Consider the following 18,222-nt stretch of genomic DNA (forward strand, 5'->3'; position numbering starts at 1 on the left):
CCTTAAGCTAAATTTTTACCATTTGATTCTATTACTTTTTTGTACCAATCAAAACTTTTCTTTTTGCTACGTTTTAAAGTTCCATTCCCAGCATTATCTTTATCTACATATATAAATCCATAACGTTTTTTCATTTCTCCAGTACTTGCACTTACTAAGTCTATACATCCCCATGGAGTATACCCTAATAAGTCAACACCATCTAATTCAACAGCATCTATCATCGCTTTTATATGAGCACGTAGGTAATCTATTCTATAATCATCACTCACATAGCCACTTTCATTTGGTGTATCTACTGCTCCTAGTCCATTTTCAACTATAAATAATGGTTTTTGATAACGGTCATATAAAGAATTCATAGTTATTCTAAGACCTAATGGATCTATTTGCCATCCCCACTCACTTGCATCTAAGTATTGATTTTTAAGAGTTGCAAAAACATTTCCTTCTGTTTGAGATTCTACTTTTGGGTCTGCACTTGTAAGTCTTGATGAATAATACGAGAATGATATAAAGTCTACTGTATTATCTTTAAGTATGCTTTTGTCATCTTCTTCCATCACTATATTTATTCCATTTCGCTCTAATTCTTTTATTGCATATGATGGATACTCTCCACGAGATTGTACATCTATAAAGAAATAGTTTTCTCTATCTTTTTCCATGGACTTCCACACATCTAGTGGATTACAAGTATTTGCATAAGTATTTCCAGCTGCTAACATACATCCTATTTTAAATTCAGGATTTATTTCACGAGCTAATTTCGTAACTAATGCACTTGCAACTAATTGATGATGTGCTGCTTGGTATTTTATTTGCTCTTCATTTTTACCTTCTTCAATGTATAATCCCGCACCTATGAATGGTAAATGAAGTATCATATTTATTTCATTAAATGTTAGCCAATATTTTACTTTATCTTTATATCTTGTAAATATTGCTTCACAGTATTTTACGTATAAATCTACTAATTTTCTATCTCTCCAAGCGCCATACTTTTCAACTAAGTACATAGGTACATCAAAGTGACAAATTGTTACTAATGGTTCTATCCCATATTTTAAACATTCATCAAATAAATCTTCATAGAACTTTAATCCTTCTTCATTTGGAGTAGTCTCTTCTCCTGTTGGGAATATTCTAGTCCATGCTATTGATAGACGATAGCATTTAAATCCCATCTCTGCAAATAATTTTATATCTTCTTTGTAATTATGATACATATCTATTGCTTCATGAGCTGGATAATAATGCTTTTCATCACATTCAAACATCTTCATTTTTCCAGCTAAAACTGGGAATCTGTCTTCTCCATGTGGCGCAACATCAACATTTGCTAAGCCCCTACCACCTTCTTTGTATCCACCTTCACATTGATTTGCAGCAGTTGCTCCACCCCATAAAAAATCTTTTCTAAGTGCCATAACTTTACCTCCAGTAATATATATTAACCTCTATATTCAACCATAAATTTTTATTTAAGCTAAAACTGTTATTAGTTCTTGATTACTACTTATAGATTTGTTTGTCTTTTCTACTACATCTATATAATCTAAATAGTTTGTAACAACTACTGGCGTATCTAAAGAATATCCTTCTTTTAATATATTTTCTATATCAAAGGTAATTAGAGTTTGACCTTTCTTGATTTTATCACCTTGACTTACAAAAGTTTCAAAATATTTTCCATCTAATTGAACTGTATTTAATCCTATGTGAATTAATAGTTCACACCCATTTTCAGATACTATTCCAATAGCGTGTTTTGTAGGGAATAATGTCATTACTGTTCCATTAAATGGTGCAACTACTTTTCCTTCTTTAGGTGTTATTGCAACTCCCTTACCTAATACTCCTGATGAAAATGCTGCATCTTCTATTTGTTCTAAAGGTTTTGCATCACCTTTTATTGGACTGTATATTACTTCCCTCTGAGCTTTTTTATCATTATTTTGTTTATTATTTGCTTTAGTATCTTCTACTACAGTATCATCTTTCCAGAAGAAGAATGTTAATAAAAATCCTACTACCATAGATACAACTATGCATATAAGCGATGTTATAGCTCCACTTGAGTCTCCTGTTGATGTATTTATGTAGTTAGCAACACCAAATATTCCAAATCCACCCATAGTGTAACTTTGAACTTCCATAAGACCCATCACTGCTCCACCTGCTGCTCCACCAATACAACTAAATACAAATGGTTTTTTTCTAGGTAAAGTTATTCCATATATTGATGGTTCTGTAATCCCACAAATTCCTGATACAAAAGCAGGAATACACAACTCTTTTGTTTTCTTATCTTTTAGTTTAAAATACATTGCTCCAACTACTGCCGTTTGAGCAAAAGATGTTCCAAACATACCTGCAAGAATTGGGTCTGAACCCGTTGTCATCATATTTACCATAGCTATAGGTATTAATCCCCAATGTAGACCAAATATAACTAGACACTGCCATAATAAACCTAGTAATATACCGCATACTATTGGAGACAAATTAAATAACCATAAAAATGAATTTCCAACAATGTTAGATCCAAATGTTGCTATTGGCCCTATAACTATAAATCCTAACGGTAAAGATACTAGTAAAACTAACATTGGCACAAAGAAGTTTTTCACTACATCTGGTATGATTTTCCCAAAAAACTTCTCAAGCTTAGAAGCTATAAAAACAATTAGTATTACGGGAACTACTGTTGAAGTATAATCCATTGCTATTACTGGTAACCCTAAAAATGTCATATATACTGGTGATTCAAACATGGTACCACTAAATACTGTGTATAAGGGTTCTCCAGCACTTGATAATGTACTTAATTGAATATCTGGATAACATAAAGCTGCCCCTATGATTAGTCCTAAAAACGGCTTAGCCCCAAACTTCTTAGCTGCTGTATAGCCTAATATTATAGGCATAAATTTGAAGATTGAATCTCCAATTGAGTTTAACATCATGTACGTACCGTCAGTTATTGTATATAATCCAAATGCTATAAAAAGTGCATTAAATCCTTTTATCATACCAGCTGCACACATTACACCTAAAATTGGTTGGAAAACTCCCGATATTAAATCTATAAATTTATTAAGTAATCCTTTTGGTGAATCAGACTCTCCCTGTACATCTCCACCTAATCCTGCTAAATCACATACAACCGTATAAACATCCGGTACATGATTTCCTATTACTACTTGGTATTGTCCACCACTTTTCATGACAGTAACTACACCATCCATATTTTTTAGGACATCATCATTTGCTTTTGACTCATCTTTTAATTTAAAACGTAGCCTTGTTACACAATGTGCTAAGCTATTAATGTTTTCCTTACCTCCAACATTAGCTATAATGTCTTTTGCTAACTTCTCGTACTTTCTCATTTTTTCTCCTCCATTTTCTTTTTTGAAATATGAAGGTTTGGCCAACTTAATGTCACCACCCAATATATATAAACCTAATTCTTAGGATTTATATCTTACTTAATACTTTTACTTACTACTCTTTCAACATGAATAGTTAAGTATAATTTTTCTTCATCTGTTAAATCGTAATTGTATTTTTTATTTATAAATTTATCTACTTTTTCTATGCAATTATATGCATTTTTGTATTTAATTTTTATTACATCTAATAAATCATCTTCATTATCTTCATGTGATTTATTACTAACAAGCCTCTCTGCAAAGTACTTTAAATGAGTAATAAATCTATAATAATAAACTGAATCTTCATCAAATGATATTCCATAATAGTACTTAACCACATTTGTAATTTCTTGTATTATTTGTGTTATCTCATAAATAATTTTTATATTTTGATCCATTTGTGCATTTACTATATGTATTGCTATAAATCCAGCTTCATCGTCTGGTAATCTAATTTCAAATTTTTCTTCTATGTAATCTAAGGCTTGTATACCTATTTTAAATTCATTTTTATAAAACCTCTTTATATCCCAAAGTAGGGCATTTTTTACATTCACTCCTTCACGAGCTCTTTCTATTGCCGTGTGCATATGATCGGTTAAAGATATATAAATACTATCATTTAATCTCTTTCCTAATTTTTCCTTAGCCTGTAGAATGATTTCATCTGATAGCTCCATATATTTTATAGGAATATCAGCTATTAATTCTTTAAATTTATCAGATATATTTGGATCAGAAAGTTTGAATACCTTATCAACCTTATCCTTTGGTATATAGTCTCCTGTACGTTTTTTATAGGCTAGACCTCTTCCCATAACTACTATTTCTTTATTATTTTCATCAGTTGTAATAATTACATTGTTATTAAGTATTTTTTCAATAACCATTGTGATGCCCCCTTTCTTAATATTAAAATCAAATAAAATATGAGTTCATTGTATCGCATAATTTATTGCATTAAAAAAAACCTATTTATTACACATTAAATAGACTCCCATGAGCCCTGAGTAATAAATAGGTTTAGCTTGTATTTAAACAATCACTATCCGTTTATATATTATTTTTAATTATTATTTATTATATAGTAACAAATTTATTTTTTAGTGTCAACGTTTTCTTAAGTTTTTTACTTTATAATAGCTTTTAGTAAAAAAGATAGAGGAACGATTCGTTCCTCCATCTTTAAATTTCAGCTATAACAGTTTCTTTTGATATAGCATCTATATTAGTATTATATTTTATATTGTTAAATTCATCAGAGTTAGTAGCTACCATAACAACAGCATCAATCAACCCTTTTTGCTTGATTAACTCACTATTAAAAGTAATTAGCTTATCACCCTTTTTCACCTTATCTCCTTCATCAACAAAAAGATTAAAGCCTTCGCCTTGCATTGATACTGTATCAATTCCTACATGTAATAAAATCTCTACTCCACTTTTCATCTTGATACCAACTGCATGCTTTGTAGTGTTCATAACTGTAACAACCTCGCCATCTCCTGGCGATACTACCTCATCATTTTCTGAGTATATTGCAAGTCCATCTCCTAGTACCTTGCTTGAAAATACTCCATCTTTCAATTCTTCAATGGGTATAACTCTACCAGAGGTAAATGCACTTAGCGAATTATCTATCTTCTTCTTTTTAAATATTGATAACATCTCAACTATCCCCCAATCATTTATAAATTTAGTTTCACAAATAACCCTACATATAAAGTATCTTATATGCTTTCGAAACTTTATAACTTTATAACTATAGATTCATAAGCTCTTAAATTTATTTCATCACTTATCTTAGCATCAATATAATTGCTTAAAGCTATCTCTGCCCTTGATAAATCAAATTCTTTTAAATCTAATTTAACTTCTGATTCAAAGAAATTACATATAACTATTATCTCTTCACCTTCAAGTGATCTTTTATATGCAAGTACTTTATCATGATCTTCTAGTAATATATCTATTCTTCCATGAGATATAACCTTTGAACTTTTTCTTATATCTGCAAGCTTTCTATAATATTTGTATATCGAATCTTCATTATTTAGATCTTTTTCAACATTTATATCTTTGTAATTATAACTTAAGTCCATCCAAGGATTACCTTTTGTAAATCCTCCATTTTCACTAGAATCCCATTGCATTGGAGTTCTAGAGTTGTCTCTCGATTTATTTTTTAGTATTTCTATAGCTTCATATTTGTTTATACCTTTTTCTAAAAGCATATTATATGCATTTATAGCCTCTACATCTCTATATTTTTCAATGCTTTCAAAGTCTGCATTGGTCATACCAATTTCTTCTCCTTGGTAAATATAAGGTGTACCTTGCATAAGGTGAATTGATGTAGCTAGCATAGTTGCAGATTCTCTGTGATATTTTTTATCATCTCCAAATCTTGATACTATACGAGGTTGGTCGTGGTTGCACCAAAACATTGCATTCCATCCTCCACCCTCTTGCATACCTAGTTGCCAGTCAAATAGAATCTTTTTAAGCTTCATAAAATCAAATTTACCTAAAGCCCATTTTTCTCCACCTGGATAATCTACCTTTAAATGGTGGAAACTAAAAGTCATACTTAGCTCTTCATTTTCTGGTCTAGTGTATTTTATACAATGGTCTATAGATGTTGAAGACATCTCACCTACAGTCATTGAACCTTCATATTTAGAAAATGCATTTTTATTTATTTCATGTATATATTCATGTATCTTAGGTCCATCTGTATAAAATCTACGGCCATCATGATTAGGGCTTTCAAATGTGTCACTCGGGAAACTTTGATCTTTTGAAAGTAAATTTATAACATCAAGTCTAAATCCATCTATCCCTTTTTCTAACCAAAAGTTTATCATTTTGTATATTTCTTCTCTTAGTTTAGGATTCTCCCAATTTAAATCTCCTTGTGTAACATCAAATAAGTGTAGGTAATATTTATCTAAATGCTCAACATATTTCCATGCTGAACCACCAAACTTTGATGCCCAGTTATTTGGAGGATTTTCTCCATCACCTTTTTTCCATATATAGAAATCATGGTATGGATTATCTTCACCCTTTAATGCTTCTTTAAACCATTTATGTTCAATTGAAGTATGATTTACTACCATATCTGTTATAAGTCTCATACCTTTTTCATGTACCTTTTTCAATAATTCTTCAAAATCTTCCATAGTACCAAATAAAGGATCTATATTGTAATAATCAGATATGTCATATCCATTGTCATTTTGAGGTGATACATATATTGGTGTAAGCCAAATTACGTCAACACCTAGATTTTTTATATAATCAAGCTTTTCAATTATCCCACGAATATCTCCTACTCCATCATTGTTACTATCTTTAAAGCTCTTTGGATATATTTGATAAGCTACTGCTTTTTTAAACCAATCAGAAGAATTGTCTACTTCTTTAATTATTAATGAATTTAACTTGCTCATTTTTTATCTCCTAATTTATAATTTAACTTTTTATTTTATACTTTTCTTTTTAGCAAATATTATAGTTAAAGTAAATGGCACTATAACTGCTACTAACATTGCTAATATATATGTTATCCAGTGCTGAGGTTGTATAGCTAAAAATGCTGGTAAACCTCCTATACCTATAGAGTTTGCAAGTACTCCTGTAGATATTGCCACAACAGATGCTATAGCTGATCCTATAATAGCTGCATAGAAAGAATATTTATATTTTAAATTTATACCAAACATTGCAGGCTCGGTAACTCCTAGCCATGCAGATACTCCTGATGAAAGCGCCATAGATTTTACTTTTGTATCCTTTTTATATATCATAAATATAGCCATTGCAGCTGAGCCTTGAGCTATATTACTTAATGCAACTAATGGCCAAAGCATAGTTCCTCCTTGCGAACCTATTAGTTGAAGATCTACTGCAAGTATTGTATGATGAAGCCCTGTAATTACAAGTGGTGCATATAATAAACCAAATACCACCGCTCCTAGTAACTTAAATGGACCTGTTAAAAATGCTGTAAAAAATGTTGCAATACCATTACCTATTTCACGAGAAACAGGACCAATTATTATATAAGATAAAAATACAGTTATAATAATTGCTATAAACGGAACTACTATCATATTAAGTAAATCAGATACTCTCTTTTTTAATCCGACTTCAATTTTTGCAAGTAAAATACCCGATAAAATAGCTGGTATTACTTGTGCTTGATAACCTACCTTTTGAATTGTAAAGAATCCAAAATCCCAAAATGGAATTGTATTATTAGTTAATGCATCTGCATATCCATAAGCATTTAAAAGTTGTGGTGATACTAAAGTTATCCCAAGTACTATACCTAATATTTCTGAACCACCAAACTTCTTAACTGTTGACCATGCTACCCCAACAGGTAGGAAGTGGAATATAGCTTCACATATTACCCATAAGAAACTGTGCAATTCTCCTAATGCAGGATAAAGTGCTGTTAATGTTTGACTTTTATCTGGTCCAAATAATGCAAGATCTCCTATTATATTTCTAAATCCTAGCATTAATCCACCAGTTATAATAGCTGGAAGTAATGGGACAAATATCTCTGCTATTCCCCCAATTAATTTTTGAATAAGGCTCATATTTTCACTAGCTGTTTTTTTAACTTCTTCTTTTGTAGCCACTTTTATATCTGCAATTGCTACCAAATCTTTATATACATTAGAAACTTCATTCCCTATAACTATTTGAAATTGACCTCCTGTAGAGAATGTACCTTTTACTATATCTAAATTCTCAAGTTCTTTTGTTTTTACTATTGATTCATCTTTTAGTACAAGTCTTAATCTTGTTACACAATGAGTTGCTGTTATTATATTGTCTTTGCCGCCTATTAAATCTAATATAGATTTAGCGTACTGATTATATTTGCTCATTTTTCGCCTCCAATAATAATTTATTTTAATTTCATTTTTGTAAAATCGTTTTCTTATTTAAGTAAATTATAACTTGTTTAAACATGATAAGTCAACACTTGTTTAAACAACTTTTTATTTTTATATCAACCTTATCCTTTATGTTTCGATTAATAATGATTACATATACTAAAACTGATATAATATTAGATAAAAGTTACTTATTTATCTCTTCCAAACTAGAAAGGACTATGGTGTTTATGTCGCAAAATAAATATTTACATATATATAATTACTTAAAAGAAAAAATATCATCTAAGGAGTTTAAACCAGGGGAAAAGTTACCTTCAGAAAATTATTTAACTCAGACCTTTAATGTTAGTAGAAATACAGTAAGAAGAGCTATTTCAATGCTTGCATCTGATGGAATAGTTACAAGTGTTCATGGAAAAGGTGTTTTTATAATGGAAGCTCAACCTTTAAATTTTATGGTAGGTGGTCTTCAAGGATTCAAGGAAGCTTCAACATCTAATGATGTTGAGTATAGTACTTCTATTCCTGTATTTGAGGATTTGATTGCTGATGAGTCTATTTCAAAGTTTAGTAAGTTTTTGTTGGGAACTAATCTTTTAAAGATATACAGAATAAGAAATATAAATGGTGAAAATGTAATTCTTGATATAAATTATTTTAATGAAAGTGTAGTGTCAGGATTAACTGTTGATATAGCTAAAGATTCTGTTTATGCTTATATAGAAAAAGAACTTGGGCTTAAGATAAGTGGTGCGCAAAAGTTAATATCTATAGAGCCTGCTACTAAGGATGATAAGAAATATTTAGATTTGAAAGATAACAAATTAGTTGCTGTTGTTAAGAATTTTGTTTATTTAGATGATGGTACTTTATTTGAATATACGGAATCTAGACACAGGCCTGATAGGTTTACTTTTAGTACTTTTGCTCGTAGAAATTACTAACTTTTGTTTAATATAGAGCCTTACCATTCAAAACTTTTTTCTTCGTTATTTTTAAACTTCTATTACCCTAATTCAATTTTTATAGGGTAGTATTTTATAGCTTTTACGTAAACTAAATAAGTTTTTTACTTATATTAAAAATTTATTCTATATAAAAATAAGCTAACTATACAGTTAGCTTATTTTTTGAATACATGGCAAATATTCTATGAATTTTCCTTGACGGCTATCTTATCATTTCTACTAAGGATATAGAAATGAGTTTTTGTTGCTTCTTAATTTTAGTGTATTTGAAATATTATAAAGTCTTATAGTATCTCAAATTTATATTGGTAATAAATATTATTTATTTAATACAATACTCAGTGTCATTTTACATATTATTAATAATTAATATTATAATTATATTTTTTGTACTATTTATTTATAAGAATGTTTAATTGTTTAACTATTTTATTATATTGCTTTGAAATTTAATCTATTGCAGGTACCTTATTTGTTTCTAAATCTTCAATAAAATCTTTTATTTCAGTGAATGCTGACATTAAATTAGAAACAAATTCTTCAGCTTTAGATTTCTGTTCTGCTTTAGCAGCTAAGTTTATAGCTATTTTGTCTTTACATATTGTGTAGAATATTCCAAACCCTGTTTCGGTTTGAGGACCAAATGCACAATACCTTATATACTCTCCACCTACTGCACTAGTAGATATGAAGTCTGTTTTTAACTCTTTGTATCCTTTGTCTGTGAATAATTTTGGTAGTTCACATATATCTAATTCTTGTCCAAATTTAGCTTGCATTTGAGCTAGTCCAAATAAATGTCTCTCTACTCCATGTCCAGTTTGACACTCTCTGATTCTATCTACATGAGAGCTAGCTGCTTTTTGTAATAAATCATAAAGTTCACTTCTACTTGTAGTCTTTTCATTGAATGATTTTGCAAATTCTGCTTTTTCAAGACTTGAGGATCTTGCACATTCAGTTCTACCTTGCCTAAAGTTTCTGACTGCAACAGGCTCATATGTACTTCTTATTTTTCCAAAAGTTTTATATTGAGCAACTTGAAGTGCTATATGGAAGTAAGCATCTGGACTTACTTTTAGTTCTTTAGCCTTATTGCCTCCAAACTCGTTAAAATATTCTAAGCTTAAGTGATAATCTTTAGATTTTTGCTCTTGCTCTTTTTTAGCTTTATTTAATAGTTCCTTTACTTCATCAGTTAGTGCAAAGTTTAATTTTCTAGGTAAAACATATCTATCATCACAATCACTGCTAAGTACTTCTGATTCTAACTCATGATTTACCCTTTCAAGAATTGAAAATGCAGTTGATCCATCATAACCAGTATGCTCTATATTTGCACCTATTTCTTTGTTTTTATTTATTATAAATTGAATAGTTTTATCAAAGCATCTATTTGATCCATCAGATAAAAGTAAATCTTGTGTAGTTTCTTTTTGTCCTTTAGCTGCATCATCTATACAAATAACAAATAAAGCATTCTTAACTTCTTCGAAGTTTCTAATATTCTCTTCACACACTAATATTTTGTCTAATATATTTTTAGCAGAATTTCTTTCTGTAGCTGTGTATAAAAAAGGATTATACTCTTCTTCTTCATCTTTACTTGTAATAAACTCTATAGCTTTTGCCAAGCTATTAGGATTTATTCTATCTCCATTTGAGTCAGTTAATATGACTTTATAAATATTATTTTTGTTATATACTATACAGTAATTGTTTTCTTTGGCTAACTGCCCTACATAAAAATCATCCACATCAGTATTAGCTATTCTCATACTCTTAAATAATCTTAAGTATTGTTCCATGCATATACTATTTCCCTTTATTTTATCAACAGGAAGAGTTCCATCTGATATTTGATGATATATTCCTGTAGTTGTATATGCAACCTTCCCTAGAATTTCTTCTAGTGTATACTTATCTCTATACCCATCATTATTTAATAGTGCACAGAAACTTATATCTGGAATTATTGATCCTCTACCACTTAAATACATCTCATCCCACATTGGGAATAGCCAGCTTTTATTTTCTTCTATTGTACTTTTGTACTCTAATAATTTTCTATGAAGTCTTTCCCCTTCACCCTGTTCCTTACCAAATTCCTTTACCACATCAACAGTTTTTTTTAACTCTTCTTCTGATAAAAGAGGCTTAACCCATTGTAAGTATTTTACTAACGTTTCATTAAGCTCAGGAATAGGTAAAGCTTGTAACTCATCTTGATACTTTAGCATTTCCTTCATCTGTATCTCTCCCATTTTTTTCAAAATATGAAATAAATCTTTCAAGAGCTATTGAGTATAAATTGAAAATATTATTATCTGCTCTTGGTGTTACTATCAATAAGCTATTTTTTGTCTTTTTCTTTACACATATTATCTTATATTCATATATTATCACCTTTAAAATTTAAAATCGGCGCATATTATGCTTTTTATAGCTTAGGTTTATTGACATATTTAATTCGCATCTACAATAAATGACAATTTTAGTAATAATAATACACTTTTTTTGTATTTTAGTGTATTATTTTATATGTACAAAAATAGTCACACAATATATCGAGGTGTAAAATGAAGTATAATTATAAGTTTTTAAGTTATCACAATAACTTACCCGTAAATATTAACTTTTTTAATGGTACAACATCTGAATTTGAATGGCATAAAGACATAGAAATAATAATCATGGGTAGAGGAAGCGCTACACTAGATATAAAAAATAGCACCTACCACCTTAAAGACGAAAATATAATTCTAGTAAATAGTTCGGAAGTTCATAGATTGTATAATATATCTAGCGATAGTTTAATTATAAGCTTATATTTTGACCCGTACTTTTTTGAAAAATATTATCGCGATTTTTCTAAATTACAATTTAATTGCAATAGCATACTAGACATGGATTTAGATAGAGCTAAATATAATAAACTTTATATGTTATCTTCTTCTGTAGCAGTGTCACTTTTGTATAAGAATGATTTAAATCAAATTAAAACACTTAAAGATATGTTCCATTTAGTAGATCATCTCATTGGTAATTTTTCTTTACCAATAGATTTAGATAATTCAGACTTATCAAGCTATCACCAACGATTCAATAGAATACTAGAGTATATAAATGATAATTATTATAATAAGATTACATTATCTGATTTAGCTAAAATAGAATATCTAACTACTCACTACATATCTAGATTTTTTAATAAATATATGGGAGTTGGATTTATCAAATATCTTAATAATTTTAGATTAGAAAAATCTATGTATGACCTTACTAATACTAATAAAAGTATATTAGATTTATGTTTAGATCATGGTTTTCCTTCTCTTAAATCTTATAGAACTACTTTTGCTGAAAAATACAATATGTCACCTTCTGCATATAGGAAATCCTATGCTACTTTAAAAGATGAATTAACAGATAGTAATGAGTTACCTAATTTAAAAACCTCAGAGTTTGTCCATTTTTTACAAAAGTATCAGTCAAGTTGCTCTTATAATCCACAGGTTGAGTATATCTCCTCTGATATAGATGGCGTATCTTTCTCTAAAAAGCATTGGGTGAATTTTGAAAAGATACTTTATTTCGATAATGCTTACGATGCACTTAGCTCAAATTGGCAAAATTATTTTATTAAAACGCTAGAAATAATGAGAGTTGATTTTATAAAATTCAGTGGAGTTTTCAACGAAAATATGTACCATTATGATAAAAATAAAAATCTATATATATGGTATAACTTAGAAACTATTTTAGACTTTTTTACGAAAAACCATGTTAAACCATTTATAAAACTTGAATATAGTTCAAAAAAAGAGTCTATTAGAAATTTTATATCTAGAACAGAAATATTCATTACTTTTTGTATAGATAGATATGGCTTAGATTCAGTACGTAACTGGAAATTTGAAATTTCTTCTATGGAAAAAGATCATCCTAGCATGATAAATTTTTATACAAAAGCGCTAGATATGATCTCAGATAACAACACTTTGTCTAAATTAAATTTTGGTATAGACTTTACTATAGGAAGTACATTCCATAAAGAACATTTCCTAAAATATATACAAGATAAAAAAATTAATTTTATTTCAGTTTATGTTCAGGAAAGGGTATTCTTAGAAACAAGAGAATTTGTAAGAATACTACTTATGAAAACAAAGAGAGTTATGAAAATTAAAACTTATTTTATACCAGAAGTAGAAGAACACTATTTGAATGATAGTTGTTATAAGGCTACAAAGACAATTGATAACTTTATTAATAATTATTGTATGTGTGATTCTCAGATTGACTTTATAGATAATTGTAGTAATTTAACGACATTTAAAGGATCTGGTGGTATGCTAACTTACAACGGTCTTAGAAAACCAATGTTTAATGCATTTTTCTTACTTGGAAAGCTTAAGGGATATGTTGTAAATTCTGGCGATGGATATATTCTTACTAAAAATCAAGATTCATATAAGTTACTTTTATACAATCATAAAAGTATAGATAATTATTTTGAAAGAACTCCAGATACCTACGATCAACTTTATAAAGATATTCCTTTAAAAACAAAATACTTAGATCTAAAAATAAGTCTTGATTTAGGTAAGTATAGCTTGAAACACTATACTCTTAATAAAAAGAATGGATCTATCTACGATGAATGGATAAAGATGGGAAAACCTTTAATATCTGCTCGTGAGGTTATAAGATTTGTAAAATCAAAAGAAATTGTAGGATTAAAGTTTGATGATAAAATTGTAGAAAATGAAGTACATATCAAAGAGCATATAATTTTAGATAGTATAAAGTTAATTGAAATAACTAAAGTTTAGTAAATAATATATAAAAAGTAGGATAATTAATTATCCTACTTTTTATAATGTTAATCTCTAGTATGATGTTCTCCACTTTTTACCATCTTAAAGAATGAAAATGTAAGCAGTAATAATATTACCATTCCTGGTATAACAGTTATAATCGATGATGATTGTATAGTCTGTATAGGGCCATCAATAAGTATAAACACAGAAGGTATAAAAGCAAGTAATAAAGCCCAGAATAATCTATTCCATCTAGCAGGCTCTTGTCCTTCATCTAAGTTCTTAGTTGTACATGAGGCTATAATATAAGATATAGAGTCAAATGTTGTAGATGCAAATATCATTGCCCCTACAGTAAATAAGGAAACTATAACTTTACCCATTTTAAGCATACCTAGTATTTTAAATATAGTAGCATTAGCTCCAAAATCATTAAAGTGTGCTATAACATCAAATGTACCACTTACTTGTAAGTATAATCCATAATTACCAAGTATAATAAATACTAGCGAACATCCTAATGTCCCATATATTAGTGCACCTGACACCATTTGCCTTACTGTCCTACCCTTAGATATTTTAGCTATAAACATACCTATTATGGGTGAAGATATAATCCACCATCCCCAATAAAATACAGTCCATTTTTCAGGGAATCCATTATTATTAATTGGATCTAGCCATGTACTCATTCTCATAAAGTTTTGTCCTATTAGGCCAAGACTTGTTACACCCATCTTTATTATAAATATAGTCGGACCAGTTATAAGGACAAATAATAATATTCCAAATATTATTAAAACATTAACATTGCTTAAAATTTGTATCCCCTTTTTAAGGCCAAAGTAAGAACTTAATGTGAATATACATACGATAATCAATAATACAATTAAATTTAAGCCTTGATTTATTTCTATATTAAATATATAACCAATGCCATTGGCAACCATAGGAACGCATAATCCTAAGCTGGTTGCACATGCTCCCATAGATGCAAAGATAAATAATATATCTATAGATTTTCCTAATATTCCATCTGCCTGATTCTTAAGTATCGGCTTTAAAGCCTGACTTATTTTGAAAGCATTTTCCTTCTTTACAAAATAACAGTATCCAATCGGTAATCCCGGAAGTACATATAACGCCCAACCTATAGGTCCCCAATGAAAAATTCCATATGATGCTGCAAATTCTGCCGCTTGCCATGAGCCTGATTCTAACATAAATGGAGGATTAGTATAATAAAAAATCCATTCCAATACTCCCCAATACATTACACTTGACCCAATACCAGCACAAAACATCATAGTTGCCCAACTAAATGTATTGTATTCTGGCTTATCATGCTTGTCTCCAAGTACAATATTTCCATATTTACTAAAACACAAATATATACATGTTATTATTGCAAATAGTCCAACTAATATATTTAGAAATCCAAAATTTTCTGTTAAGTAATCTGCTACAGACTTAATTAATACCTCGCCATACTTACCAAAAAATAGCATAGGTACACTTAGACCTACAACTAAAAGTAAACTTCCAAAAAAAATAAATCTGTCAATTACTAATTCATTGTGACTTTTATTTCTATAATTAACCATATGATATACTCCTTACTTACTATGATTTTAATAGTAGACTTAATTCTATGAATTTAATTATAATATATTTTGTCGTAAATTGTTATATATCCAAATATTTTGTAACTTACTTTATTATATTACCTTATTTTACACTGATTAAATCACTTTTTTCTTATCACATTGCCATGTTTTATACTATCTTAAATCACTTTTTTCCTTTTATAAATATTAAAAATAGCAAAAATAAACGTCTAATAGACGTTTATTTTTACTACATAATTGATTAACTTTTAATTATACTTTGTAAATTTATATTAATATTGGCAAAAACCTTATTCAAATACTAACTTAACTGACCATGCTAAGAATACAAGAAAGGCAAGTATGCATACTGTTTGTACTATATTTTCTAGTGGTGCTTGTGCAACACTAAGAGCTGCTTCTGGCCCTATTTCAACTATTCCTGGTATTTTCATATTATCTTGCACCTCCATGATCTTTTCTTAATTGTCTTATAAATCCAGACATACAAAGTATGAATATGAATAAATATGGTATTGAAAGTACTATTGCAACAGCCTTAACTCCACTAAACGATCCAGCTATTAAGTTTGCGGAAGCTATACATACTATTATTATAGACCATATTATTGTTCTGTATTGTGGAGCATCTTCTGCACCATCACTAGTTATCATGCTTAAAGATATAACTGCACTAGTTGCTGATGTTGATAAAAATACTACTATTAATACTATAAATAATAACCCTGTTACCGTAAATAATGGGAATTGTTGTAATACCATTATAAATGATAAGTAAACATCATCTGGATTATTTATCATATAGTTTGCTATTTCAGCATTTCCTGCGATAGCATCTAATAAACCATGTCCCCCAAATACACTGAACCAAACAACTAGGAATATTGTTGGTACAAGTATAGATGCTGTAACTATTTGCTTTATAGTTCTTCCTTTAGATATCCTAGCTATAAATATACCTATAAATGGTGTCCATGATACCCACCACATAAGAGTAGTTATTGGCCAATCATTAAACCAAGCCTTATCTAATAATGCAAAGTTCTCAAAACTTATTGGTATTATATCTGTAAATGTACTTTTTAAAGTAGTAAGTATTGTACCCATATAGAAATCAGTTCTACCAGCGAAGAATACGAATACTAGTATAGATATAGCTATTATTATATTTACATCTCCTAAAAACTTCATACCTTTTTGTACTGGTAATATTGCCGCTAATGTATAAACGATAAATAGTATACCTAATATTATTAATAAAGGAGTTATTCCTTCAAGATTTAATCCGAATACACTTTGTAAACCATTCTTAACTTGGAAAACACCTAATCCTACAGATGCTGCCATAGTAAGCGCTGCTGCTGATGCTCCCATTAAGTTAGCTAAATAAGCAATAGGCTTACTCCATTTTTTGTCTTTGAAACCTTGCTCTATAGGTGTTCCTGGAAGGAATTTTGCACCTCTAGTATATGTAAAATATCCTATTACAAGTCCCGCTATTGTATATATTGCCCAAGCTGGTAATCCCCAGTTGAATAATGTTAATTTCAATGCATTTTGTGCTGCTTCAGATTGTGAAAATCCACCTGCTAAACCTAATGGTGATTGCATAAAGTGTGTTAATGGTTCTGCAACTCCAAAGTTAACAAGACCAACACCTATTCCTGCAGTAAATAGCATTGCCATCCATGAGAAAGTTGAAAATTCTGGTGTAGTATCCTTTCCACCTAACTTAACATTTCCATACTTACTAAATGCTAAATATACACATAATGCTAGTATTAATAATGGCATTAATATTACAAACCAGTTGAAATCGTTATTGAATTTTGATGTCCAACCATATAGAGTTGTTGTTAAACTCTCTGGGTTTACTACTCCCCATATTGAGAATATGGCTGTAAAACAAGCTGAAGCCCAGAATAATGAAGAACTTGGCTTAGATTTGTCTTTAGCTTTTACTTTACCTGCTGTTCCTTGCATATGACCTTTACCTCCAATTTAAATTTATAAATCTGTAACAATGATTACTATACTAATTTAACATTTAAGTATTTTTTTTTCGTTATCTAAATATATATTTTTAAATACTTTTTTATATTTTAATATATATATTATTTAAAACATGTCATTTTTAGCAATATTATGTTACTTTTTTTGACTTTTTACTATTTTATCAACTTTAAAAGATAGAAATTCAATAATTTTAACAGTTGAATCTGGAACTTTTATCTTAACTAGTTACTTCCTTATTCTTACAATATTATAATTACCTAGATTTAATTTATAAAATTTATCACTTATCTTTACTGTATCTACAGCATTCCATCTATTTTCTAATAGTTCTTTACATAAAAAAATAGAGGTCTATACCCTCTATTTTTATATATATTTATACTACTCCAAATGCAGCTAGAACTATACAAATAGCCATAACTGAGATT

The 18,222-nt window shown here is 29.1% G+C and carries 13 protein-coding genes; 2 read left to right on the plus strand and 11 right to left on the minus strand.

Features of this window, described 5'->3' with window-relative positions; genetic code table 11:
• Positions 1-2 precede the first annotated feature (2 nt).
• The 6 genes from CHL78_RS14480 to treP all read right to left on the minus strand — a co-directional run bounded on the left by CHL78_RS14480 (position 3) and on the right by treP (position 8,347).
• Positions 3-1,430, minus strand: a complete 1,428-nt coding sequence (locus CHL78_RS14480; protein ID WP_094369776.1) for a 6-phospho-beta-glucosidase — start codon at positions 1,428-1,430, stop codon at positions 3-5.
• Between the two features lie 54 nt (positions 1,431-1,484).
• Positions 1,485-3,395 carry a beta-glucoside-specific PTS transporter subunit IIABC gene (locus CHL78_RS14485; RefSeq protein ID WP_094369828.1) on the minus strand — a complete coding sequence of 637 codons (1,911 nt, stop codon included), beginning with the start codon at positions 3,393-3,395 and terminating at the stop codon, positions 1,485-1,487.
• Positions 3,396-3,490: 95 nt separating this feature from the next.
• Positions 3,491-4,330, minus strand: coding sequence for a BglG family transcription antiterminator LicT (gene licT / locus CHL78_RS14490; protein ID WP_094369775.1), 840 nt, complete (start codon positions 4,328-4,330; stop codon positions 3,491-3,493).
• A 295-nt stretch (positions 4,331-4,625) separates the two neighbouring features.
• Positions 4,626-5,108 (minus strand): PTS sugar transporter subunit IIA, encoded by a 483-nt coding sequence (locus tag CHL78_RS14495; protein WP_094369774.1) that lies wholly within the window; start codon positions 5,106-5,108, stop codon positions 4,626-4,628.
• A gap of 80 nt (positions 5,109-5,188) precedes the next feature.
• Positions 5,189-6,895, minus strand: coding sequence for an alpha,alpha-phosphotrehalase (treC, locus tag CHL78_RS14500; RefSeq protein ID WP_094369773.1), 1,707 nt, complete (start codon positions 6,893-6,895; stop codon positions 5,189-5,191).
• Positions 6,896-6,925: 30 nt separating this feature from the next.
• Complete coding sequence (gene treP, locus CHL78_RS14505) at positions 6,926-8,347, minus strand: PTS system trehalose-specific EIIBC component (protein ID WP_094369772.1); 1,422 nt, start codon at positions 8,345-8,347, stop codon at positions 6,926-6,928.
• Positions 8,348-8,586: 239 nt separating this feature from the next.
• Between treP and treR the strand changes: the two genes are divergently transcribed.
• Complete coding sequence (gene treR / locus CHL78_RS14510; RefSeq protein ID WP_094369771.1) at positions 8,587-9,303, plus strand: trehalose operon repressor; 717 nt, start codon at positions 8,587-8,589, stop codon at positions 9,301-9,303.
• Between the two features lie 473 nt (positions 9,304-9,776).
• Here the strand turns inward: treR and CHL78_RS14515 are convergent, their stop codons facing one another.
• Complete coding sequence (locus tag CHL78_RS14515) at positions 9,777-11,576, minus strand: choline/carnitine O-acyltransferase (protein ID WP_158540707.1); 1,800 nt, start codon at positions 11,574-11,576, stop codon at positions 9,777-9,779.
• Entirely contained in the window at positions 11,548-11,733 is a 186-nt protein-coding gene (locus CHL78_RS20805; protein ID WP_158540708.1) for a hypothetical protein, read from the minus strand. Before CHL78_RS20805 ends, CHL78_RS14515 begins: the two co-directional genes overlap by 29 nt.
• A 173-nt stretch (positions 11,734-11,906) precedes the next feature.
• On the opposite strand from CHL78_RS20805, the gene CHL78_RS14520 reads away from it, so the two are divergent.
• On the plus strand, positions 11,907-14,162 hold the full coding sequence (locus CHL78_RS14520) for a helix-turn-helix domain-containing protein (RefSeq protein WP_094369769.1): 2,256 nt from the start codon (positions 11,907-11,909) through the stop codon (positions 14,160-14,162).
• 50 nt (positions 14,163-14,212) lie between these two features.
• On the opposite strand, the gene CHL78_RS14525 is transcribed toward CHL78_RS14520, so the two are convergent.
• The 3 genes from CHL78_RS14525 to CHL78_RS14530 form a co-directional block, all read right to left on the minus strand.
• A complete protein-coding gene (locus CHL78_RS14525; RefSeq protein ID WP_094369768.1) occupies positions 14,213-15,754 on the minus strand; it encodes a BCCT family transporter in 1,542 nt (513 codons plus the stop codon).
• 314 nt (positions 15,755-16,068) lie between these two features.
• Positions 16,069-16,212: a hypothetical protein gene (locus CHL78_RS20810; protein ID WP_158540709.1), complete on the minus strand. Its 144-nt coding sequence runs from the start codon at positions 16,210-16,212 to the stop codon at positions 16,069-16,071.
• 1 nt (position 16,213) lies between these two features.
• Positions 16,214-17,761, minus strand: a complete 1,548-nt coding sequence (locus CHL78_RS14530; RefSeq protein ID WP_094369767.1) for a BCCT family transporter — start codon at positions 17,759-17,761, stop codon at positions 16,214-16,216.
• Positions 17,762-18,222: the final 461 nt, after the last annotated feature.

The organism is Romboutsia weinsteinii (assembly GCF_002250835.2).
Lineage (GTDB): Bacteria > Bacillota > Clostridia > Peptostreptococcales > Peptostreptococcaceae > Romboutsia_A > Romboutsia_A weinsteinii.